General features: G+C 47.4%; 21 protein-coding genes and 2 tRNA genes. 10 read left to right on the plus strand and 13 right to left on the minus strand.

Translation table 11 applies throughout. The annotated features are described in order from the left end of the window. Positions 1–87: 87 nt before the first annotated feature. Positions 88–1,284 (plus strand): hypothetical protein, encoded by a 1,197-nt coding sequence (locus AYK67_RS13360; protein WP_068087754.1) that lies wholly within the window; start codon positions 88–90, stop codon positions 1,282–1,284. 79 nt (positions 1,285–1,363) lie between these two features. Here AYK67_RS13360 and AYK67_RS13365 read toward each other — a convergent pair whose 3' ends face one another. Continuing rightward, positions 1,364–2,794, minus strand: a complete 1,431-nt coding sequence (locus AYK67_RS13365; protein WP_068087756.1) for an MATE family efflux transporter — start codon at positions 2,792–2,794, stop codon at positions 1,364–1,366. Between the two features lie 382 nt (positions 2,795–3,176). On the opposite strand from AYK67_RS13365, the gene AYK67_RS13370 reads away from it, so the two are divergent. Further along, positions 3,177–3,794, plus strand: coding sequence for an HAD family hydrolase (locus AYK67_RS13370; RefSeq protein ID WP_068087757.1), 618 nt, complete (start codon positions 3,177–3,179; stop codon positions 3,792–3,794). Positions 3,795–3,838: 44 nt separating this feature from the next. Here the strand turns inward: AYK67_RS13370 and AYK67_RS13375 are convergent, their stop codons facing one another. The 3 genes from AYK67_RS13375 to AYK67_RS13385 form a co-directional block, all read right to left on the minus strand. Further along, positions 3,839–4,267 (minus strand): DUF4265 domain-containing protein, encoded by a 429-nt coding sequence (locus AYK67_RS13375; protein WP_068087758.1) that lies wholly within the window; start codon positions 4,265–4,267, stop codon positions 3,839–3,841. Positions 4,268–4,397: 130 nt separating this feature from the next. After that, the gene (gene dapD / locus AYK67_RS13380; RefSeq protein ID WP_068087761.1) at positions 4,398–5,249 is read right to left on the minus strand and encodes a 2,3,4,5-tetrahydropyridine-2,6-dicarboxylate N-succinyltransferase; all 852 of its coding nucleotides are present in this window, start codon (positions 5,247–5,249) and stop codon (positions 4,398–4,400) included. Positions 5,250–5,534: 285 nt separating this feature from the next. Continuing rightward, positions 5,535–6,431, minus strand: coding sequence for a LysR substrate-binding domain-containing protein (locus tag AYK67_RS13385; RefSeq protein WP_068087763.1), 897 nt, complete (start codon positions 6,429–6,431; stop codon positions 5,535–5,537). Between the two features lie 464 nt (positions 6,432–6,895). Here AYK67_RS13385 and AYK67_RS13390 point away from each other — a divergent pair, with 464 nt between their 5' ends. Then, positions 6,896–8,140 carry a calcium-binding protein gene (locus tag AYK67_RS13390; protein ID WP_068087766.1) on the plus strand — a complete coding sequence of 415 codons (1,245 nt, stop codon included), beginning with the start codon at positions 6,896–6,898 and terminating at the stop codon, positions 8,138–8,140. Between the two features lie 65 nt (positions 8,141–8,205). On the opposite strand, the gene AYK67_RS13395 is transcribed toward AYK67_RS13390, so the two are convergent. Further along, positions 8,206–8,898: a pyrimidine 5'-nucleotidase gene (locus AYK67_RS13395; protein ID WP_068087769.1), complete on the minus strand. Its 693-nt coding sequence runs from the start codon at positions 8,896–8,898 to the stop codon at positions 8,206–8,208. 277 nt (positions 8,899–9,175) lie between these two features. On the opposite strand from AYK67_RS13395, the gene AYK67_RS13400 reads away from it, so the two are divergent. Next, positions 9,176–9,952 (plus strand): pentapeptide repeat-containing protein, encoded by a 777-nt coding sequence (locus tag AYK67_RS13400; RefSeq protein WP_068087772.1) that lies wholly within the window; start codon positions 9,176–9,178, stop codon positions 9,950–9,952. Positions 9,953–10,116: 164 nt separating this feature from the next. Here AYK67_RS13400 and argB read toward each other — a convergent pair whose 3' ends face one another. The 5 genes from argB to rpmH all read right to left on the minus strand — a co-directional run bounded on the left by argB (position 10,117) and on the right by rpmH (position 14,509). Further along, complete coding sequence (gene argB, locus AYK67_RS13405; protein ID WP_173645122.1) at positions 10,117–11,004, minus strand: acetylglutamate kinase; 888 nt, start codon at positions 11,002–11,004, stop codon at positions 10,117–10,119. A 253-nt stretch (positions 11,005–11,257) separates the two neighbouring features. Then, the gene (gene yihA, locus AYK67_RS13410) at positions 11,258–11,908 is read right to left on the minus strand and encodes a ribosome biogenesis GTP-binding protein YihA/YsxC (protein WP_068087773.1); all 651 of its coding nucleotides are present in this window, start codon (positions 11,906–11,908) and stop codon (positions 11,258–11,260) included. Between the two features lie 169 nt (positions 11,909–12,077). Further along, positions 12,078–13,877 (minus strand): membrane protein insertase YidC, encoded by a 1,800-nt coding sequence (gene yidC / locus AYK67_RS13415; protein WP_068087776.1) that lies wholly within the window; start codon positions 13,875–13,877, stop codon positions 12,078–12,080. Continuing rightward, entirely contained in the window at positions 13,867–14,382 is a 516-nt protein-coding gene (gene rnpA, locus AYK67_RS13420) for a ribonuclease P protein component (protein WP_208976302.1), read from the minus strand. Before rnpA ends, yidC begins: the two co-directional genes overlap by 11 nt. Further along, positions 14,375–14,509: a 50S ribosomal protein L34 gene (gene rpmH / locus AYK67_RS13425; RefSeq protein ID WP_068087778.1), complete on the minus strand. Its 135-nt coding sequence runs from the start codon at positions 14,507–14,509 to the stop codon at positions 14,375–14,377. The genes rnpA and rpmH overlap by 8 nt, the downstream gene beginning before the upstream one ends. Before the next feature lie 552 nt (positions 14,510–15,061). Between rpmH and AYK67_RS13430 the strand changes: the two genes are divergently transcribed. The 5 genes from AYK67_RS13430 to AYK67_RS13450 all read left to right on the plus strand — a co-directional run bounded on the left by AYK67_RS13430 (position 15,062) and on the right by AYK67_RS13450 (position 19,276). Continuing rightward, positions 15,062–15,829 carry a TVP38/TMEM64 family protein gene (locus AYK67_RS13430; RefSeq protein ID WP_208976303.1) on the plus strand — a complete coding sequence of 256 codons (768 nt, stop codon included), beginning with the start codon at positions 15,062–15,064 and terminating at the stop codon, positions 15,827–15,829. A 3-nt stretch (positions 15,830–15,832) separates the two neighbouring features. Continuing rightward, a complete protein-coding gene (locus AYK67_RS13435; protein WP_068087784.1) occupies positions 15,833–17,305 on the plus strand; it encodes a dihydrolipoyl dehydrogenase family protein in 1,473 nt (490 codons plus the stop codon). Positions 17,306–17,443: 138 nt separating this feature from the next. Then, positions 17,444–18,904, plus strand: a complete 1,461-nt coding sequence (locus tag AYK67_RS13440; RefSeq protein WP_162265112.1) for a sensor histidine kinase — start codon at positions 17,444–17,446, stop codon at positions 18,902–18,904. A 162-nt stretch (positions 18,905–19,066) separates the two neighbouring features. Continuing rightward, positions 19,067–19,143: transfer RNA gene (locus tag AYK67_RS13445), tRNA-Arg, on the plus strand. A gap of 56 nt (positions 19,144–19,199) precedes the next feature. Then, positions 19,200–19,276: transfer RNA gene (locus AYK67_RS13450), tRNA-Arg, on the plus strand. Positions 19,277–19,420: 144 nt separating this feature from the next. On the opposite strand, the gene AYK67_RS13455 is transcribed toward AYK67_RS13450, so the two are convergent. Continuing rightward, positions 19,421–20,242, minus strand: a complete 822-nt coding sequence (locus tag AYK67_RS13455; protein ID WP_068087975.1) for a M55 family metallopeptidase — start codon at positions 20,240–20,242, stop codon at positions 19,421–19,423. A gap of 159 nt (positions 20,243–20,401) precedes the next feature. Between AYK67_RS13455 and AYK67_RS13460 the strand changes: the two genes are divergently transcribed. Further along, a complete protein-coding gene (locus AYK67_RS13460) occupies positions 20,402–20,992 on the plus strand; it encodes a nitroreductase family protein (protein ID WP_068087789.1) in 591 nt (196 codons plus the stop codon). A gap of 55 nt (positions 20,993–21,047) precedes the next feature. Here AYK67_RS13460 and mog read toward each other — a convergent pair whose 3' ends face one another. Further along, a complete protein-coding gene (gene mog, locus AYK67_RS13465; RefSeq protein ID WP_068087792.1) occupies positions 21,048–21,572 on the minus strand; it encodes a molybdopterin adenylyltransferase in 525 nt (174 codons plus the stop codon). Between the two features lie 120 nt (positions 21,573–21,692). Then, the gene (locus tag AYK67_RS13470) at positions 21,693–22,076 is read right to left on the minus strand and encodes an NUDIX hydrolase (protein ID WP_244266927.1); all 384 of its coding nucleotides are present in this window, start codon (positions 22,074–22,076) and stop codon (positions 21,693–21,695) included. Positions 22,077–22,777 lie beyond the last annotated feature (701 nt).

Genomic DNA, 22,777 nt, shown 5'->3' on the forward strand with positions numbered 1-22,777 from the left:
ACTGGATTACCCATAAACCTGATAGAGCATCTAAGGCATGGCGAAAAAACTGCCCCAAGCGCTCAATAAACTAAAGAGTCGTGTACTGTGGGCAACGGCATAAAACATGCTTATGATGAGCGCTTCGGCCATGGCCTGCTCGACATGGAAGCCGTGTTCAAGCCCATCGGGAATGTGGGTGTTGCCACCACAACTAAGGCCAGCGGCCCGCGTATGAACCTTGACGACGTGGTTATGCAAACCTCTACAGCCAGCGGTAACGCCATGCAAGCCGCCTTGAGGGGCAAAAGCTTCACAGCGTACGATGCGCTTGCCACCCCGTTCACCGTGTCGGGCGAAGCACTCACCACGAAAAAGGCAAGTAATTTCGACCAGCGCTTGGCCAAGTTCATTCCAGCAAGCACAGCACAAGGCAGCACCGCCGCCCAGCTGGCCAGCTTCAGCTTTGCCAAGGAAGAGGGTGCTCTGCCCATGGGCGATTGGATCCTTGGCTTTGGTTCAACCGGCACGCTTACCCAAAAACTTGGGCTCACCACTGGCTTCAGCACCCTTGCAGCTCAGCAATCCAGCGCCTTTGCCTTAGCCCAAAACGGCAGGGGTTTTGCGTTTGTCAACAAACAGGGTCAGAAAACCACCAGCCTCTTCGCTTTTGGTGATCTGCAAAACGCAGGGGCCCAAAACTATGGCCTCGGCTTTGCCTCCGGTTACAGCTTTGAAGGTGGCGCGAAACTCGCCCTAGGTGCCTCTATGCTGCGCGAAAGTGGTTCCTACCTTGGCCTTGCCATGAATACGATGGGAAATACCGAGGTCGACCAGTTCAACGCCATAAGCGGTTTGTTTAATGCCAGTGCAGCCCTGCCACTGGGGGCATTCGATCTGTTTGCCAGCGCCGAGCTGGGCCTCAGCCAAGCCCAAGGTGCAGGAGTTGTCACCGGGTTTGATCAAGGCGTCTTTACAGGCTTTTCCTTCGGTCTCAGCACCCAAAGCCTCTTGACCCAGAACGACCGTCTCACACTAAGCTTCAGCCAGCCACTTTTGATGGAACAAGGCGGGGCGCAGCTGCGCTTATCCGGTGCGCGTGATCTGCAAGGCAATGTGAGCTTTGACCATCTCGATGTGGATTTGGCAGCACAGGCCCGCCAGCTTGACTTTGGCGCTGACTATCAGCTGAACTGGGGCGCGCAAACAGCGCTACGCATGGGCGGTGTCTTCTCGCTCAACGAAGGCCATGAAAAAGGCGAATACGGCTCCACCCTCATGGGCCGCCTAACACATAAGTTTTAGGAAAATAACAAAGTACTCTATAAAACAAGCCCCCGGAGCTGTCGCTCTGGGGGCTTTGCATTGCTATTGCATCTGCTTGTTATTCCGCTAACGCTGGCTCTTGGTTCTCGGGAGAAAGCACAGCTTCTTCTTCAACAAAGAAAAGCCCGTAACGCAGGTCGGTCTTCCCGCGCATCGCCCACAACAGTCCAAAAGTAAAGATAAGGCTCAAGCCATCGCTCAGCGGCAATGAAAGCCAGATACCGGCTTCTCCGCTGATATAGGGCACCACAAGTACAAGCGGCAGGAAGAAAAAGTAAATCTTGCACACCCCAAGCAGCCCCGCCATGGTGGCGTTTCCGATTGCCTGAAAATAACCGGAAATCACGACCGAGATGTTAGAGATAACCATCAAACCACACCCCAAAAGCATAATGCGTTTGGTTTCAGCAATGACTGCTACATCATCAACAAATAGTGCTGCCAATGCTTCTGGTGCCAGCATGAATAATGCCTGCATGATGAGTGAATAAAGCGTTGTCGTGACAATCAAAATGCGCAGGGATTGGTTGGCACGGTGATATTGCTTTGCCCCTACATTATTCCCGATAATGCTTTGAGCTGCCATTGCAAAACCAAGAAGAGGTAAAAAGTAAAAAGTTACCAAGCGGTTATAGATACCATAGGCCGTTGTCGTCGCTGCACTTTCAGCTGTGCCATGGGTCTGGATCGCAAATAGAACAAAGGCAGCCATAAGGCTGACGCCGATATAGCTAAGCGCGCCCGGTAGCCCAAGAAAAATGATATCTTTCCATTCTTCCCACAACTGTGCCCGTCCGTAAAACTTGAGCTGTAATTTAGAGCGCTTGCTAAAGCGGAAGCCAACAACCACGCACACACTCACAGCCTGCGCTAAAATAGTGCCCAACGCAGAGCCAAAGACACCAAGGCCCATAACCACAATCAACAAATAGTTGAATGCCATATTACTGAAAATGCTAATGATAAACAGCAAAGACATTTGTTTCACGTGTCCCTCACTGCGCAAACAGTCAGATTGCAAAGTCAGTATGGCAGGTAGTAATACAGCGGCTACAATTGGGGTAATGTATGTGCTGCTTAAGTCGGCAAGGCCCTGATCTCCTTCAGACAGCGCCAACAACACATCTTGATAGCTGGCGAAATAGCTCACCATGAGGATTAGCGAAATGACGCCAACCAGCGCGTGAGCGTGGAAATAAATCCGCTCAGCTCCGGTAAAGTCTTTAGCGCCGAGACGGCGTGCCAGAATACTGCCCGTTCCTGCGCCAACGAGCGTATTGATAGCAATGATGAACATGAAGAGCGGAAATACCAGCGTGACAGCTTGAATGGCCTCGGCACCCGCAAAGCGGCCCAAGAATATCGCATCAACAAGAATAGCTGATGCATTTAAAACCATCACAATCACAAGGGGGAGGCCATTACTAACGAATAGTTTTCCTAACGGCTCGGTTAAATAGGGGTTATCGCCCGGCTGAGTATGGGGCATAATGATTACCTAGCTTATTAGTTAAAGGCCAATATAAGGCCAAGAAACAAAAAATAATTACCGGTTACATAAGTACTTCGGCAATCAACAATGAATGAAGTCTTCCAAAAGACTACTATGTTATCCCCCCTTTAAAAATTAAGGTAAACCTACAAGTTGTCACAGGTGGAAATCTAATAATACCTATAATCATTTAAGGGCGGGTCATTTGTAAGTCGTTATATTGACAAATCTTTTTGAAAGCATGCCTCACAGGGCAGTTGTTAAAAAGCTGTCTTCAAAAAACTCTAGAAGATATGTGGTAGCTTTTACGCTATATTTCTAGGTGGCTACAGCAAATAAAACAGCATGCTGATGGTATATTATCAAGAAGGTCCTTTGCATGAAAAGCGAATTTAAAGCAGTTGTATTTGATATAGGTAATGTGTTTATCCGCTGGGATCCGGAGAACCTCTATAAAAAACTAATTCCCGACGATGAAAAGCGCCAATGGTTCTTATCCACGGTGTGCCCGATGGAGTGGAACCTGGAGCAAGATAGAGGGCGGCCCTGGAGCGTTGCTGTTGCCGAAAAAACCTCGGAATTTCCGCAGTATGCCGAACTTATTCAGGCCTATGATAGCCGCTGGGAAGAAATGCTGGGCGGCGAGATTATCGAAACCCGCGAAATGATGTTCACCCTCAAGCAAGAAGGGGTGCCGCTCTACGCTATTACCAACTTTTCTAGCGAGAAGTTTGAGGAGGCGAAAAAGATCTACCCCTATTTGGCAGAGAGCTTTATCGACACAGTGGTATCGGCAGAAGAAAAGCTGCTCAAGCCAGACCCGGCCATTTATCAATCTCTGATTTCGCGTAATAATCTCAAGGCCGGCGAGTTGATCTTTATCGATGATAACTTAAGCAATGTAGAGGCCGCACGTGGTGTAGGTATGGGTGCCATACACTTTAAAAGTCCGTCACAAGTACGTGCGGAGCTTAAAGCACTTGGTTTCCCGCTATAATACGATCACAACGGGTGGGAATTGTTGTTTGCTATAGGAGCATGCTAGGCTTTCTCAAAGGACCAAATGCCCATATCCTCGGCCTCAATAAGTATGGCCTCCACCTGTGGAAGATCGCAACTGGGCGGTACCATGACCGAAAACAGCGGCAATTCGCCTTCAAGGTCTTCGCAGGTGCATCCCATTTGGCGTAGTTTTTCCCACTCGGCGGCGAATTCGTTCTCGCATGCCGTTGTCTCAACAATAATGCGGTAAGTGCTGTAGCCAGAGCGCTTGCTAACGCCTTTGAACATAAGTGCCTTTTTGGCAGGCCGCGCTTCTACCAAGTCCAGATAATGTACACCACGGGCAAAAAACGGGGTATTTTCAACTTTGTAAAGCCCATTCCCGGCCTTGCTAACGAACAGGGTTTCATAGGAAAACCCGTGCCAATCATTCGGGTTAAGCGGGATTTGCATTTTTTCAATGCTCATGCTGCCTCACTATCGGGTCTTGGGCATGCCTATGCCAGTCATCGCGTTATAGCGATACTATGCCATAAAACAAATTAAAAGCCGGAGTGGTCCCCGGCTTTCCAGCATCAAATTGCTATATTGGGCGAAATTAATCGCGTAGCAAATCGTTGACCGACGTTTTGGCGCGGGTTTGGGCGTCGACGCGTTTTACAATCACTGCACAGGCAAGGCTTGGGCCGGGGGTACCATCTGGTAGTGGTTTTCCAGGCAGGCTGCCAGGCACCACAACCGAGTAGGCAGGGACTTCACCCACAAACACTTCGCCAGTGGTGCGGTCGATAATTTTGGTGGTTGCAGATATGAACACACCCATCGCCAGTACAGCGCCTTCGCGAACAATCACACCCTCAACCACTTCAGAACGGGCACCGATAAAGCAGTTGTCTTCAATGATAACCGGACCAGCCTGCAATGGCTCCAGAACGCCGCCAATGCCAACACCGCCAGAAAGATGCACGTTTTTACCAATCTGCGCACAAGAGCCAACAGTCACCCATGTATCAACCATAGTGCCTTCGTCAACATACGCACCAAGGTTGACGAAGGAAGGCATCAACACTGCTGATTTGCCGATAAATGCGGACTTGCGCACAACAGCGCCCGGCACGGCGCGAAAACCGGCTTCGGTGAATTCTTCTGCGCCCCAGCCAAGGAATTTGGAAGGCACTTTGTCCCACCAAGTTGCGCCATCAGGGCCGCCCTTGATGATTTCCATCGGGTTCAGACGGAAAGAAAGCAGCACGGCCTTTTTTGCCCACTGGTTGACGCTCCAGTCGTTGCCCTTACGCTCGGCAACACGCAAAATGCCCTTGTCGAGCAGGTCTAGCGTTTTTACAACAGCGTCGCGCACATCGCCGGTGGTTTCGGTGGTGATATTATCGCGGGCATCAAACGCAGCGTTGATGGTGGCTTCTAAGGCAGCAAGGTCGGCTTGGCTCATTTGGTAAAAAACCCCTCATGGTCATAAGGCTTGGGCGCATCCCTAAAAACTAGAGAAAACATAGGCAATGCACCAATAATATGTTGCTAAGCAGGTAAGCCAGCAAAAGCCTTCTGTCAATATGGCGCAACTGCACACCTGCCATGTTAAAGTGCTGCCCATTATTTCGTCAAAGGGTGCAATTTGCCGAAATTATTAAGTAGCATCAGGCAAAATAACAAAAAGGAGAGCTTGGACCCTCCTTTTTCACAATTACTGTGTCAGCTGTGCCAGTTGCCGTGCGTGCTAGCCTTGTTCGCTTTGCACGGGCGGTACGTCGGCATCCGCTTGTTCAATCAACCAGTCACGAAAAGCCGCAACTGGGCGGGTGAGAGGCCGGTTGGCATTACGCACAAACCAATAGCCGGTTTCTTGGGTAAACTTGGGCCATTCCGGCATTACCAAATGCCCTGCCGCCACTTCCTGTTCCACAAAGTGGGTATCAATGGCAATTGCGCCCATACCGGCCACAGCTGCTTGAATAGCCATATTGCGGCTTTCAAACATGGCACCGGCAGTCATATCGGGGTGCTCGATTTCAGCCATTTTCAACCACTCCGGCCAGTCTTCACGGCGCGAGGAAGTGTGCAGAAGTTTCAGTTCGTGCAAAAACGAAATGTCGGGGTTTTTGCTCACGGTCAGTTGCGGCGCAAACGCTACGGCCAAATCCTCTTTCCAAAGCATTTGCCGTTCCACATGCGGCCAGGCCCCGTCGCCAAGCCGAATGGCACAGTCGTAAGACTCGCGGTCCAGATCCACAAGCCGCATACTGGTCGAAATCAGCAATTCAATATCTGGGTGTTTGGCCTGAAAATCAGGCAGGCGTGGAATAAGCCATCGGGTGGCGACTGTTGATAGTGTTGAAATGCGTAGCTCGGTTCGGCTACGTCGTCGGAAAGCCTCAACCGCATGTTCAATTTGGTCAAATGAGGTGCCAAGGTTGGAAGAGAGCCGTTGCCCTTCTTCGGTTAACGCCAACCCGCGGCCATCTCGAACCACAAGTGCAGCGCCCAGCTCGCTTTCTAGCGAGCGCAACAAATGAGTGAGGGCAGAGGGTGTCACTCCCAAATCTTCTGCGGCACGAGCAGCCCGGCCATGTTTGGCGAGCAGCGAAAACGCATGTAGGGCGCGCAATGACACCATGAGTTACGTCCTTCTGTTTGGTACCTGTTTCAAGACAGGTTTTCTATGATTGAATAATACTCAATAAAGCCTTGAAAGAAAAACGTCCAGATTTCCACCGCGTTTTTTTCGCAGTTTAAGCAGTAAATCCCAGATCTTTAATAATTGTACTTAATTTTTTAAGTTCGCCATAAAATGGAACATTTTACGAAATTAAACTATTAGCTGTGTTGGTCATGACAGATTCTATATTATTTGTCTCTTACAAAGATGGAGTGCGAACGGCAAGTGTAAATAACCATATAAAACAATATGATAGTTGAATAAGAACAGCTACATTCTTCGCACACATGAAAATGTGACAGGTTTGCGTGCGTAAAACTAATGAACTTAATGAATGGCATGCACTATATCCGCAAAGCCTAAAGCTACAGCAGACCTTTCATGAAAGACAAAAACGAAAATAGAATTCCGAGTAATATCAAATGAAGAAATACATTAAAATAGCCGCGTTTTTATCGACAGCTGTGCTTGCCTCCTGCAGCGATAGCTTTCGGACTTTTCCAGAAAGTGACGGTACTATTGTCTTTCCCGAAACAATTAATACTAAGGCCTCAGAGGACGGAATTGTAGTACTGCCGGAAACTGTACCTGGTCCATATAAGGAAATGTTTAAATACTACACCAGTGTAACAGCACCGAATGGCAAGCCGATCCATATTCTTATTCAGGATAAATGGTCGCGTGAAAAAATCATTAAAGGCAGAAATGTTTTAAAACATATACTGACGAATGCGCCTGGGACTAAATACGGAGCAAATAAAGTAGCGGTTGCCAATAGTTTGGCTAACCAGCAAGCTGCAATGATATTCCTAAATGATAGCAGTGGCTTGGAAGATCCAAATCTGGAAGAAATTATGCTTCACGGAACGGTAACTAAACTGCAAGATCTACGAGAAAATGAGATAACAGTAGAAGGCTCTCCCGATTATCTTCAGCATAAAACGCGTGATGCCGCTTTTGAAGAGATTCTCCATTTCGTACATGACTACGGTATTAAAAAAGTATTGCCTGACTTCCAAAAGGAAATTGAAGCAGCGACAGATGCTGCTTCAGCAAAAGGTTTCCAGGGTTGGCCAGAAGATGAGCCCGAAAACCATAATAACGAGTACTTTGCCGCAGTTTATGATGTTTATCTCGATCTATGGAAACAACTACCAACTGTATATGAAGGTGAAGATATTGTGGGCGAGGTTCCTGAGGGTACGACCCATTTCGGGGCTTATCCCTTTGCAACCAATCGTCAGGATTTAAAGAAAAACGACCCGGCAGGCTATGCAATAATCAAAGACTTCTTTCCACCTTACTTAACCTATAAGGCCACTTTGCCCGCCAGCTTCAAGGGGCAATTCTTGATGGTTGAGCAAGAAGGGGTCGCCTATAGCCACAAATCACAACATTTATTAAAGGTTGCGCTCTCGGGCCGTGAAAACGCTGGAATTATTGGCAATAAATACAACAACACTTTCTGGGGTAATGCAGGTAACAATCAAATCAATGGTAACAAAGGCTTAGACACTGTCGTGTTCCGTGGCAAGGCCTCACAATACACAATCGAAAAGAACGCAAACAAAGTTGTCGTTCGCGATCATAAGAGCGGCCGTGATGGGGTCGACACCCTAACGAATATCGAAAAATTGAAGTTTGCTGACAAAACAATCAGCTTGTAAGGCGAAGAGATTTTCAGCAGGGCGTGGCATCGCAAACGGTAAAACGTCCTGCAAAAATTCATTGCTTATAGTTGGGTAAGCACCCGCTCTAAAAACACATCAAGCTCTTGGGTCTTGTGCTCAACATGGCCCAAGTCAACCTGTTCACCATCCCAGCCCTTGTGCAATTCACGGCCAATGGCACAAGGTTCAATTAAAATGGTTCGCATACCCATATCATGCGGTACAAGCAAATTACGTGCTAAATCCTCAAACATAGCGGCTTTTTCAGGGACAACATCATAAGTTGCTAAAAACTTTTCGTAGGTCTGGCGCGATGGTTTGGGCACAAAGTCCGCTTCAATAATGCCGAAAATCTCGTCAAAATGATGGGTAATCCCAAGGCATCCGGCCACCGCTTCCGCATGACGGCGTGTGCCGTTGGTGAGGATAAACCGCCGACCGGGTAGCTTAGCGATAGCTTCACCAAGCTTTTCGTTGCGCTCCAGTGCCGAGTGGTCAATGTCATGCACATATTCAAGGTAATCAAAAGGGTCCACGTCGTGCTCTTTCATCAAGCCGTTCAGCGTGGTGCCATAAGTCAAATAATAACGCTTTTTAAGCAGCTGCGCTTCTTCAGCCGCATGCCCGGTTACCCTTTGCACATACTCGGCAATCTTCTTGTTAATCTGCGCAAACAAGTTGGTACGTGCCGGATAAAGTGTGTTGTCGAGGTCAAAAATCCAGCAATCAGTTCTCTTAAAAGCAGAGTAGGGCATAAGTCTCCAACAATGTTAGCGCATTACCATGTTAAAAGATGCGTAAAAACAATAGGGCAGGGCGCAATGGCAAGCAGGACGCGCCCATAGATATACACATTCAGGCTGGTTGAAAAGCGTTTATTCATGCCAGAATAGGTGCACTATCCCTTGCCAACCAATGAATGCGATATTTGCTGCTTAGTTGTTACTTGCACACATAGTCCATAGTTAGGATAATAACAAAACAATATGCTTGGTATTGATAGGGCGATCATAACGAACCTAGGTGCGTGAAATGTCAGAGTCTTTTGTACTGGACAATGAAAAACTACAAGAACTATTGAAAACCACCACACATATCAAAGGGGCTGATTTATCCGCAGTGGAGATGGACCAACTCCAACTGGAAGCCGTAGAATTCGAGGATTGTACTTTTGCCCCAGCTCAGCAGCTATCAGCAGTTCAACTGTTAGATTGCCAGTTTGAAAACTGTGTTTTTCCAGCCGTTGTTTTCGCTTCCTGCGATTTAACCGGCACCCAGTTCAACAATTGCCGCTTTTACGACCCGCAAAGCAAACAGGGCAGTAAGTTCCGCTTTTGCGATCTGAAAGAAACCAGCTTTAAAAACTGCGATCTGCAAATTGGCACAATGCATGGCTGCACTTTATGCGCTGCGCATTTTGAGGAAAGCAAAATGCAAGGCATTACATGGAAGGATTGCCAGTTCTCCCGCGTCTTTGCAGGAAAGGCCAGCTTGAATGAGTTGACAGTTACTAACTGTGATATGCGTTTTAGTAATCTGGCTAATCATAACTTGAATTCATGCGAATTTCGTAACTGCGATATGAAAGAAGCGGACCTGTCAGGCTCATCTTTTCATGAAGCATGCTTTACCGCATGTGTGCTTGATTTTGCCGATATTCAAAATGCCGACTTCACGCTGGCCGATTTAACCAAAAGCTCATTGGCCGGTTTCAACCTCAATGCCAGCAAGGCCTATCGTAATATGCGCATCTCACAAAAAGCGCAGTCCGATATTCTAAATGCGATGGGGCTAAAGCTGGTGCGCTAGCAAAAGGGCGGCCAAACCCCTTTTGGTGTCGATTGCACCATTTTCGAACCGTTATTGAGCCGATTTGAAGCAGGTATGCGTAGCATTTGCACACAAAACAGCTCACAAAGTAAATACGGCTCAAAAGCGGGTATAAGTACCACTCATACCCGCACCAACAAAGGCTACTTTACAATCAAAGTACCTGCGCCGTGGTCGGTAAACAGTTCAAGCAATACCGAATGTGGTACTTTTCCATCCACAATAACAACGCCTTCAACACCGCGATCAAGCGCTTCTATGCACGTCTCCACTTTTGGAATCATGCCGCCAGAAATAGTACCGTCGATAATCATAGCCCGCGCTTCGGCAACGGTGAGATGCTTAATCAGCTTGCCATCACGCCCAAGAACGCCGGGGACATCTGTTAAAAACAGCAGGCGCTTGGCATTGAGCGAACCGGCAATAGCACCGGCAAAAGTATCGGCATTAATGTTGTAGGTTTCGCTGTCCTGCCCAGGTGCAACCGGTGCAACAACGGGGATAAGGTCTTGCTCTAAAATCATATTCAGCACTGTCGGATTCACAAAATCCGGCTCACCCACAAATCCGAGGTCCAGAACTTCTTCAATTTTAGAATCAGGGTCACGGTGGGTACGGTGTAGTTTTCGTGCCCGCACCATGCCGCCATCCTTGCCGCAAAGGCCAATTGCGCGGCCACCTACAGCATTGATATTCTGGACAATATTCTTATTTATTGAGCCACATAGCACCATTTCAACCACTTCAACGGTTGCCTTGGTGGTGACGCGTAAACCGCCCTTGAACTCGCTTTTTATCTGCAAGCGGTCTAGCATTGCACCAATTTGCGGCCCGCCCCCATGCACCACAACAGGGTGCACACCAGATTGCCGGAGCAGGGTAATATCGCGTGCAAAAGCCTCGGATAAACTATCATCCCCCATGGCATTGCCGCCATACTTCACCACAACTTTGCGGTCATCGTATCGCTGCATATAAGGCAAAGCCTGGGCGATCACGTGGGCACGGTTATTACTATCACAGCTGCTCATGGAGATTTCACCAAAAATAGATATCAATAAAAGGCCAAGTGATTATTCGGCCCAAGAAACTCAGCGCAACCAACACCTTAAGTAAAGCACTAAAAATGTCGGCAACCGCCAATATACCAGATTAAAAAAACGACAAAAGAGCCAAGGCGTGGATAAAGCTGCCAAACACGATTTCAAGGAGTTTGCCAGCTATCTCGCTATTGCCTTGGTCGCACTTGATCCCGTTAGGATTAAGGCTATAAAAAACAAGTATTTAACCCTGCTGTGCCAGCCGGTAGAAAGTAGCGCGAATTTCCTCAAGTCCTAAGTTTTTCTCAGAGGAACTTGTTAAAACTTCAGGATGAGCTGCAGGACTTTTCGCAATTTTTTCAAGGGTTTCTGCTTTAACACGTTCCAGTTGACCGGGCTTGATCTTGTCCGCTTTTGTCAAAACAATCTGGTAGGGCACCGCCGCCTTGTTCAAAATTGCATAGGCTTCCATATCATTCTTCTTAATGCCGTGGCGGCTATCCACCAATGCAAAAACTCTTCTTAACGTGGAGCGGCCCCGCAGGTAATCAAAAACCAATTCGGTCCAAGCATCGACCATACCTTTAGGAGCCTCGGCATAACCATAGCCGGGCATGTCAACCAAAGTAATAGGGCTGGACTGGGCAGAAAAGAAATTGAGCATTTGCGTGCGACCTGGGGTATTCGAGGTGCGCGCAAGCCCCTTGCGGCCTGTTAAGGCATTGATAAGGCTAGATTTACCAACGTTGGAGCGGCCACAAAAAGCAATTTCCAGTTTATCAAGTGGCGGCAATTTGGCGATTTCGGCAACACTGGTATCAAATTCCCAGCGCTCGGCAAACATCAGGCGGCCTTGTTCAACTTCTTCTGCGGTGAATTCATTTTCGTTTGTCATACTGCGCTTTCTAGCCTGCAAATGGTCTTGAGTGAAGGGCTCTCTAGCACGAAACCAAGCCCGGCATCTGCTTTTATTCACGCTAATTCAGTCACTTTATCCCCGCAAAGGGCGAAAAGAAAACCCCGCCTGACGGGCATCAGGCGGGGTTATTGTTAAAAAGCGGTTTTTACTTTTCGGCTTTTTCTTTTGGTTTCCGTTTGAAAGTTGCCTTCACATTATCAAACAACTCAAACTTAACCCCTTGACGTTTCATGATAATTCCTTGCTGGAGAATGGAAAGCGAGTTGTTCCATGCCCAGTAAATTACAAGGCCAGCGGGGAAAGATGCCAACATGAAAGTAAATAGGACGGGCATCCAGGTAAAAATCATTTGCTGTGCAGGCTCTGCTGGTGCCGGGTTCATCTTCATTTGTAAGAACATGGTGATACCCATTATCAACGGCCATATGCCCAACACCATAATGCTAGGTGGATCCCAAGGAATCAGCCCAAACAAGGTGAACAAGTTTGTCGGATCAGGCATAGACAAATCCTGAATCCAGCCAAAGAATGGTGCCTGACGCATTTCAATGGTTACAAACAACACCTTATAAAGCGAGAAAAACACCGGAATCTGGATCAACATCGGCAGGCACCCTGCCATCGGATTAATCTTCTCGGTCTTGTAAAGCTCCATCATCGCTTGTTGTTGCTTGGCACGATCATCCTTGTACTTCTCGCGGATATCCTGCATTTTCGGCTGTACAAGCTTCATCTTACTCATGGATACGTAAGACTTGTTCGCCAGCGGGAAGAACAACGCCTTAACAATCACAGTAACCAGCAAAATGGAAATACCGAAGTTCCCAACAACACCGTAGAGCAGGTCGAGAAGCCAGAACATAAACTTGGTAATGAAGTAGAACCAGCCCCAATCAATCATCAGCTCGAAGCTTTGAATGTTGTCAGCATTTTGGTACGCGGTTAACAGGCTGGAAACCTTCGCACCTGCAAACAGCATGGATTTGTTTTCCCCGCTACTGCCGTCGGCAACCTTAACAGCTTCCCCCAGGAAATCGCTTTGGAAGTTATTGCTAGCTTGCTGGTAGCTAAAGCTTGGCTGGTACTCTTTACCTTGAGTGGGAATAAGTGCCGTTGCCCAGTACTTATCGGTAATACCAACCCAGCCGCTTGATGCCTTTTTAGGGCGTACAGGGCCATCTTCAACAAGGTCATTATACTTGATTTCCTGAAGGCCTTCTTCGCCTACAAAGCCGATCAAGCCTTCGTGCAGCACAAAATAACCAGAGGTTTTTGGTTCGCCAGTACGAACAATCATACCATATGGGTAAAGCGTAATTTCCTTGCCGCTATTGTTGGTAACTTTTTGGTCGACATGGAACATATAGTTCTCGTCAACCGTCAAGTTACGTTCAAAAACAAGCCCTTCGCCATTATCCCAAGTCAGCGTAACTGGTTTGTTCGGGCTTAAGGTTGCATTGCCTTTAAGGCTCCAAAGCGTATCTGCTTTAGGCAGCTTGATATCGGCACCTGTATTCGCAACCCAGCCATAATCTGCATAATATGGGTTCGGACTGTTTTTAGGTGATAACAAAACAACGGTTGGGCTGTCTTCATCCAGCGTTTCCCGATACTTCTTCAATCGAAGATCATCGAATTTGCCGCCCACCAAGTTAATGGAACCAGAAAGGCTAGGGCTATCAATCGCCACCCGCGCACTTTGTTGCAGCGCTGCATCACGGCTCACCACTTGGCGTTTGTCACCCGCCACGTTGGCTTGGGCCGGACTTTGCGCACTATCAACGTTAGGACGCGGTTTCGTGCCATCTGCCACGCTCTGGTCTTGCTGGGCCTGCTGTGCAGCCTGTTGTGCGTCCAGCTCAGGCTTGGCGACAAAATACCGCCAACCAAGCAGTACGGCCAGCGATAGGACGATGGCTAGGATCATATTGCGATTATCGTTCATCGACTGGATCACTCATCTTGTCTTGTTTAAAAGTATTAGTAGAGCCATTCCCTGCTACAGTCTGGGCAAAAGCTTTGGGGTTTGACTTTGCTTTGTTATAACGCGCTTGCTTTGGCTTGAAAGCGTTTTTTACGCTTTTTTGCAAATCAGCCAATAACATGTCGAAGGGTAAGTTCAATGCGGCGCGTCGTCCGATTAGCACATAATCAGCACCGGATTTGGCAAGCGTGGGGTCGAGTTGGGCAACAGCTGCCCGTAACCGTCGCTTAATTCGGCTGCGTTCCACCGAGTTTCCGGTTTTTTTCGTAACAGTATAACCCATTCGTGGCGGGCCTTCAGCGCGGGTTACGGCCGCTTGAAGTAAAAAAGCGCGCCGAGGTGTCCGGCCGCCTTTAGCAACGGCAAGGAACTCGGAGCGCTTTCTTAAAGTTTCCATGGTTTTACGGCGGTGTCCAGTTTGGGTTAAAAAACAAGTAGCCGCCAAGCAACCATCGATATTAGGCACTCAGACGCTTACGGCCTTTGGCACGACGACGTGCAAGAACAAGACGGCCGTTCTTTGTTGCCATGCGAGCACGAAAACCGTGGCGGCGCTTGCGAACAAGATTGCTCGGTTGGAATGTACGCTTCATTTCATCTACCTGTACGCAGAGCAAACTCTGCTATTTAAATAGTGGGTGGATCTACCGTTTCAACCATATTTTCACATGGGACCCTGTCCAAGCAAGGTCACTAACGGCATTCCTAGTCGAGCGGCTTATATGCGTCACAGGCAAACAAGTCAATAATTACGCTGCTCGAATATGCAGACAAACCCATATTTTTAGCGAAATAAATGCTGTCAATCCCTGCAATTGGGTCGGAATCTGGAGAACAAAGAAAAATTGTAACAAAGTACCCACGAACCTGTGATTATTACTTGAAGAAATCATGCCCTATAAATGGACTAGGCAATGAGCGAGAATCGCTTGAAGCAACTGCTAGAACTGTTTGCATCAATAATCGCGATGAAGAGCAAAGGCCAAACGACCTCTGGTTATATGAAACTATCAACGGAATGAGAGAATAGTTATCCCATAACCGGTGTGTGCAGCGCAGTTTTGTCTCAATGATAAGCTGCAATCCCATTGTAATTACCATGTCTATTCACGTGGGAACAGATAACAGGCAATATGAAAACCTCAATGAGCGCGAAACAACAACCAAGACACCGGATCAGCACAATGAAGCGCTGGATCCCCTTGCTTGTTATCGCAGCACTGGCGGTTATGGCCTACGCGCTCGGATGGTATCAACACATAAGCTTGGAAGAACTCATACGAAACCGTAATGATCTCAACGCGGAACTAGCCAGATCGCCGCTTTACTTCATCACGGCCTATATGGTGATATATATTTTATTAACGGCACTATCATTCCCCGGCGCTGCATTCTTAACGATTGTTGGCGGCTTCTTTTTTGGTTTGGTGCTGGGAGTTACACTATCAGTGGTTTCAGCCAGTTTGGGGGCAACGATAGTTTTTTGGGCTGCACAGACAGCGTTCGGGCAAACACTGGCAAAAAGAGCAGGACCGCTAGCCCAAAAGATGGCAAAAGGGTTTGAGAATAACGCCTTTAACTATCTGTTATTTCTACGTTTGTGTCCGATTTTTCCGTTTTGGGCGGTTAATATTGCTCCCGCACTATTAAAAGTACCGTTAAGAACATTTTTGATAACAACTTTCCTCGGCATCATACCAGGCTCATTTGCCTATGTTTTTATTGGTACGGGTTTAGAAAGTGTTATTCTGGCGCAAGAGGCGGCCAATGAAGGATGCCTGACAGATAATAGTTGTCACATAGAATTAGAGGCACTGGTAACACCACACCTTGTTTGGGGGCTGCTGTTTTTGGCCTTCGTATCACTTATCCCCGTGTTCTATCACTATTACAAATCTGTTGTAAGGCAGTGAATAATGAAACAGGACAACGACACCCCTCAAAAAAAAATCCTTTGCCCTGATATTTGCATCATTGGCGCAGGTGCGGCAGGGTTAACCATTGCCGCAGGTGCCGCTGCATTTGGCCAAAACGTTGTTCTGGTTGAAAAGGGAGCTATGGGGGGAGATTGCCTCAACTATGGCTGTGTTCCATCAAAGGCAATGTTGGCAGTAGCTCACATTGTGGCCGAGTGTAAGCGCGGTGATCAGTTGGGTGTTCACGCTTCCGCTGTCCAAGTGGAATACGAAGCAGTTCATGCACATATTCAAAGCGCAATCGCACAAATTGCCCCGCACGACTCGCAGGAACGCTTTGAAAAGCTTGGCGTTATGGTCTTAAGAGAGGCCGCTTACTTTCGCACCCCAACCCAGCTTATGGCGGGTGATGTAACAATCAAAGCAAAAAGATTTGTCATTGCGACAGGCTCGTCGCCCAGCATCCCAGCAATAAAAGGGCTGGAAGAGCAGCCATATCTAACCAATGAAACCATTTTTTCTCTCAACCAGTGCCCGGCGCATCTTATTATCATCGGTGGTGGGGTCATTGCGTTGGAGTTAGGTCAAGCACAAAGACGCCTTGGTGCTGAGTTGACAATTATCGAAGCTAAAGAACCACTTGCTAATTTTGAGCAAGACTTGAAGCAGCCTCTGATGGAACAGCTTGAAAGCGAGGGAGTTGTTATTTTAACAGGACATAGCGTAACTGGCATCAGCAAGTGTCTGGATGATAACGACGAGCATGTAGGCGTTCGGGTTCACGCGCAAAGTGCACAAGGAGAGATGCGAAGTATTAAAGGCAGTCATTTACTGGTCGCAGCAGGGCGTAAACCTGCAATCCACGGCTTAGAGCTGGAGGCAGCGGGTATCGCACTCAACGGGGGTGCTATTGCGGTTGACCATCGTTTCAGAACGACAAACAGCCGCGTTTATGCGCTTGGCGATGTAAATGGGATCTCACAGTTTACCCACTCAGCAGGTGCACAGGCGTCAATGTTGTTACGGCATCTTTTGTTTTCCCTGCCGATATCGCATCATAAAATGCTTGTACCTCAAGTGGTTTATACGGACCCACCTTTGGCAAAAGCTGGTTTGAGTCTGCAAGAGGCACGTCAAAAATATAAAAAAGACTGTAAACAGCTCCAAACGTCTTTTAGTAAATGCGACAGAGCAGTTGCGAGCGGCAAAACAAATGGCTTCCTTCGCCTTATTGTCAACAAGCGCGGTCAGTTGCTCGGGGCGCAAGCCGTTGGGGAGAATGCAGGAGAACTGATAGGTTTGCTATCGAAATCCATTGCAAGAAAAGAAAAGCTCTCCAGTCTGCTAGCCTACACATTTCCCTATCCCAGCTGGAATGAAATCATAGCTAAAACAGCCATCGATTTTTATCGTGATTACCCTTCAAAAACCTGGGTACGTTGGTTGGTTCGTGTACTTAGATTTTTGCGCTAAGTGTTTCCTATGGAAAACTAAATAGGTTTTGGCCCCTTTGTTTTTAAGCCTGCCCAACGAGGTGAGTTCGCCTTTCTTCTTGCTTGCCATGTAAAACTTGTTAGGCTGACTTTACGTTAAATTTGCAAGGACGATCTATTGAGCAGACAAAGCCGTAAACAGCAAAATAGCCTAGCAATGACAGGAGGAGCTAACCATAGGTGGCCACTTCGCGCAAATGGCCTTTCATTCAAGCTACTTGTGCTGACACTTTTGTTCGTAATGCTCAGTGAGGTACTAATATTTATTCCTTCCATCGCCAACTATCGCATTACCTGGTTGCAAGACAAGCTCAATGTTGCCGGTGTGGCTGCCAGCTTATTACAGCAAAGCAGCCAGTTAGACCGGTCCATGCAAAACAGCCTACTAACGGCAACCGGTGCCTTAGAGATACGGCTCATCGAAGGTGGTGAGGCGAGGTTAATTGCAAGTGCGATGCCGGAAAGCCACCAAGCAACGAAAATCGACATTACGAGGATGGCACCAATTCAAGATATTTGGTTGGCACTGAGGGTTTTGATTGGCCTTGATACAGGCAATATGCGTGTTTACGGCCAGCTCAGTTCGCCCATGAACAAAAGCGTAGAAATGCTCATTCCCTATTCCAAATTGCGAAGTGCGATGCTGGCCTATGGATTTAATATACTTTTACTATCACTTGTCATTTCAATCATAACAGCATCTCTTGTGTACCTCAGCCTACGTTGGCTCTTGGTGCGTCCTCTCCAACAACTTTCGACCTCAATGCAAAGCTTTGCAAAGGCACCAGAAGATTTGCGGCAAAAAATAAAACCCAGTGGCCGACGAGATGAGCTTGGTGAAGCGGAGCTGCAATTGCTGGACATGCAAAACAAATTAAACAGAACACTTCATCAGCAAAAACGTATGGCCGACTTAGGACTTGCCGTTTCGAAAATTAATCATGACCTACGAAATTTGCTCGCATCCGCTCAATTGCTTATGGAACGCTTGGAAACGCTGCCAGACCCCACAGTTCAGCGTATCACGCCCAAGCTTTTAGGTACGTTGGATAGGGCAATTCAATACACAACCTCGGTGTTATCTTATGGCAAGGCTGAAGAGGCAACACCGCAATTGCGACAGGTTCAATTGCGACCACTTGTTGATGATCTATTTGAAATACTTGGCTTACCGCAACAAAATCAAATTCGATATTTCAATGAGGTGTCAAAAGAGCAGCGACTAGAGGCGGATCCAGAGCAGTTATTAAGAGTTTTGCTGAATCTAGCGCGCAATTCGGTGCAGGCCATGCAAAACGATAGGCAAAGCGTACGACCCAAGCAATTAAGCATATCGGCCCAAAAAAAGGACAGCGCACTGGATATTATTGTATCCGACACGGGGCCGGGGCTGTCAGAGCTGCAAAGAGAAAAGCTTTTTAAAGCCTTTGCCACCCATGGTAAGGCAGGAGGTACGGGATTAGGCTTGGCAATAGCTCATGAAATAATATCGGCTCACGGAGGAAAAATTGCTTTGGTCAATGAAAACAGCCAAGGAGCATGCTTTCAAATCAGCTTGCCACTTTCTGAATCTCCCTAAAAGCTCCTTACTAGACTACTTGCCCATCCATTGAAAAAAGCAAAACCAATCAATGGCTTTATCCCCAATGCGATAAAAAAAAACAAAAATTATCAGGTTTTGCTTGCCAACTGCACAAGAGCTGGGTACATAAGCCTCCGTTCCCGATGGAACACTAAACCTGCACCGGTAGCTCAGCTGGATAGAGCACCAGACTACGAATCTGGGGGTCGGGGGTTCGAATCCTCCCCGGTGCGCCATTATCCTAGTAGCGTAATATGACGCTCTAGTGAAATTGGCCAAAGCGCCTATATATGCACCGGTAGCTCAGCTGGATAGAGCACCAGACTACGAATCTGGGGGTCGGGGGTTCGAATCCTCCCCGGTGCGCCATTATCCTAAAATTGATTTCATAAAATTGGCTGCAAAAGTGCGGTTATCTTCGTTAGTTGATTTCAACTCAAACTGAGATGTGCCCGCAAAATGAACACACCCCAGATAATGGCATTATTGCGAAGCCGTTTATAAGGTTAATTGTTATGCAAGCGCTTTTGCGAGCAGTGCCAGTGTACTTAAAATACCTATGGCACTTTTATGGGAATCGGCTGTGAACTCAATCTGCTGTGCACCGCTTCGGTGCAGGGTTGGCACCAGCTCAGCGGCATCTGCAAAGATCTGTTTGTTGAGGTCAACTTTAACATGAAGCGGTGGTTTGGTTGGGGCATCTGCCTTCATCCCAGCTGCATTACTAACGGCTTGTTTTACCTTCTTTTCAATCAGTTCGCGCGCCTTAACCGGCGAAAGGCTGTTGCACATAGCAGCCCCAAGGGCTTGCTTAACGACAATACATTGGCAGCTGGGAAACTGCGAGCCAACTTCACATGCAAGCGCATCATCACCGCTAACAGCCAAAAGCGGCACACCAATTTCGCTGGCATAACCGGCAAAAAGAGTTGTCTCACTGGCATGCACATCATTAATTGTGATTTGACGGAAAGCCTGCCCTGATATCGTGTGTGCCAAAACGCCACGATGATTGGCACCGGCATGGTACCCAATCAATACAATTCCGGCATCTGTTGCTTGCACGCCCTCAATCATAGAAAGAGGACGTGGCTTGCCTGAAATAATGCGTGCGCGCGGGTCGAGTTCTTCGGCCAATAAATTGCGCATCATCCCGTGAGAATCTGCCACGACGACCTCGCTGGCACCACCTGAAAATGCACCGCGGATTGCAGCGTTGGCCTCTTCGCTCATAAGCCGGCGTGCACTTTCGTATTCGCTATTGCCACGGACCCCTTGCGCCGCCTCGCAAACGCCGGCAACACCTTCAATATCAACGCTAATCGTAATGCGCAAAGCATTCTCCATTGTAATTATTGATTACATTGGGTTTCAACTTGCCCAAGATATGGGCTAATAACAATAAGTATTCTAGCGAAGTGCATCGATGATGCAGCAAACTAGAAAGGGTGCTAGACTTCCCGAGTTGTTGGGAGGGATTATAGGGTTAATACAATGAATAAATTAGAGTTTTCCCTTGCGGCCTTATTGGAAGGACGTAATTCGGCCTCCCTGAAAAAAATGCAAGGCCCCGCGCCGACGAGTGTTCAGCTGCAAAACATGATAGAAGCGGCTGGAACAGCACCGGATCATGGCAAACTACGCCCCTTTCGCTTTATGGAGGTGAGTGATAAAGGGCGTGAGAAGCTGGCACAGCTATTTGCGAAATGTCATAGGGAACTGGAACCAAATGCAGATGAGGCAGCAATAGAAAGGGCACGCTCCAAAGCATTTAAAGGTCCAATGCTGCTTATGATGATTGTAACGTTAGATGAAAGTAAAGAATGCGCTATACCCACTCAAGAGCAATGGGTAAGTGCTGGTGCCGGCCTGCAAAATCTCTTGCTCATGGCCGAAGCGCAAGGTCTGGCTAGCCGGGTTACAAGCGGGCGTAGTGTTCAACTTAAAAGCTTTCACGATGGATTGGGGCTGCAAGAGAACGAGCAGTTCCTCTGCTTTATCTCGCTAGGCACTGTAGAAGAGCCACGTTTGACAACGGGACGTCCGCTAATGAGTGACCTTCATAGCATCTGGGGCGAAAGTTAAGTAAACAGCCTCAAACAAACAGGTGAGGGCGACGATAGCGCCGCCCATATTATTATTATTTCTTTTTAGGCCGAAATACTTCAATCACCTTCGGGTCGGTTTCAATCCGACCAGCTTCAATTAAATCGAGGCAATACGGTACGGCAGGAAAAACAGCATCAAGGCATGTTTTGATCGCAGCTGGCTTGCCAGGTAGGTTAATGATCAGGGACTTATTGCGAATTCCTGCTGTTTGACGGGACAAAATCGCAGTAGGAACTTCACGCAGGCTCACTTGGCGCATTAACTCACCAAAGCCAAGTAATTCCTTTTCTAAAACTTGTTGCATGGCTTCTGGGGTTAAATCCCGAGGGGAGGGGCCTGTACCACCAGTGGTAAGAATAAGGTCTACTTCGTCTTCGTCTGCAAGTTTAACCAAGCAATCACGAACGCTCTCCACGCCATCGGCTATGATTATATGCAAAGGCTCATAGGGGGTAACAACTGCGTTTTGGATATACTCCAAAATGGCGGGACCACTTTTATCTTCGTATTCGCCTGTGCTAGCTCGGTCAGAAATTGTTACAGCTGCAATTTTCATTTATTGCTCTCACTCGCTTTACTCAATGATCGACATGCAAATGCAATTATGGGCAAGGTAATCAACGGCCCACAATACAAACATAGCACCAGAGTAATACGTTGCTTGAGAAATAACCAGCTAGATACCGATACGCTCTAGAAACTTCCCAGCTCTTTTAGCGGCAAGCCTCGTGACGCCACGTGGATATCGTTTAGAAACTTGCGGTCCTTGTATGCCGTGCATGCCTAACAGAATTTTTTTCAACTCGCCCTCATGGACCAACTGACTTGCTTCTTTTAGAGAAAACCACTTACGCTCACGCTCATGTTTCTCTGGCCATTCTTGTACCAGCTCGCGTACTTTTAGCCCGTAGACTTCAACCTCACAAGCAAGTGGTTCTTTGCCTTCGCGTTGTTTGAGGTAGCCATAATACCCAATAGGGTGCTCTTGTACTTGCCCTTTAACACCAGCCTCTTCATAGGCTTCTAGCTCGGCAGTCTCAGCGCCACTTTTATTTTTCATGGGCCAGCCTTTGGGTATAATCCACCGTTTGGTTTCACGAGAAGTGATAAGTAACACTTCTACTGTACCATTTGGCAATTTCCTGAAAGGGAGGGCAGCGTATTGACGCGCTCTCCCGTATGGGGACTTTTGTGCGAGCTTCGTAACAATCATTATTTTCTTCTTTATTACTTATTGCGAGGGGTGCCCTCTTGTTCCATTTTTTAAAGGCTGAGTTTTATTATGGGGTGGTCAGCACAATAACTTACTGTGCTCTCTAAACTAAATCTATGACATTTTTGAGGAACTTGGATTGGGTAAATCACTCAGCTTGTGTATGAACAAAATCCTCAAACAGTTCTACGCATACTTCTACATCAAACAAACACAGTGGTATTTGATGTCTACTCATAGATTACTTAGCAAAAGTATATTAAAAATATTGTTTCCTAAGTACCCCCAAAATGCAAGGCTAATATTTAGCGGGAATATATATGCATTCTTTGGATATGAGCAGAGTGATTTCTGCGCATCTTCGCCATGATTATTTCGATGGGAACTATCACCGTACCCTTGCATAGGGCTTGTATCCAATAAATTGGCAAAAACTATTGAATTTGGTGCAATAAAGGCTGTTAACGGGGATATCCAAATAAAAAATCCCTTATTTTACACTTAAATGCAAAAATTCTATTGAAATCCTATGAAAATAGGCTGTATCT

This window comes from Polycladidibacter stylochi, from assembly GCF_001562055.1.
Taxonomy (GTDB): Bacteria; Pseudomonadota; Alphaproteobacteria; order Rhizobiales; family Stappiaceae; genus Pseudovibrio; species Pseudovibrio stylochi.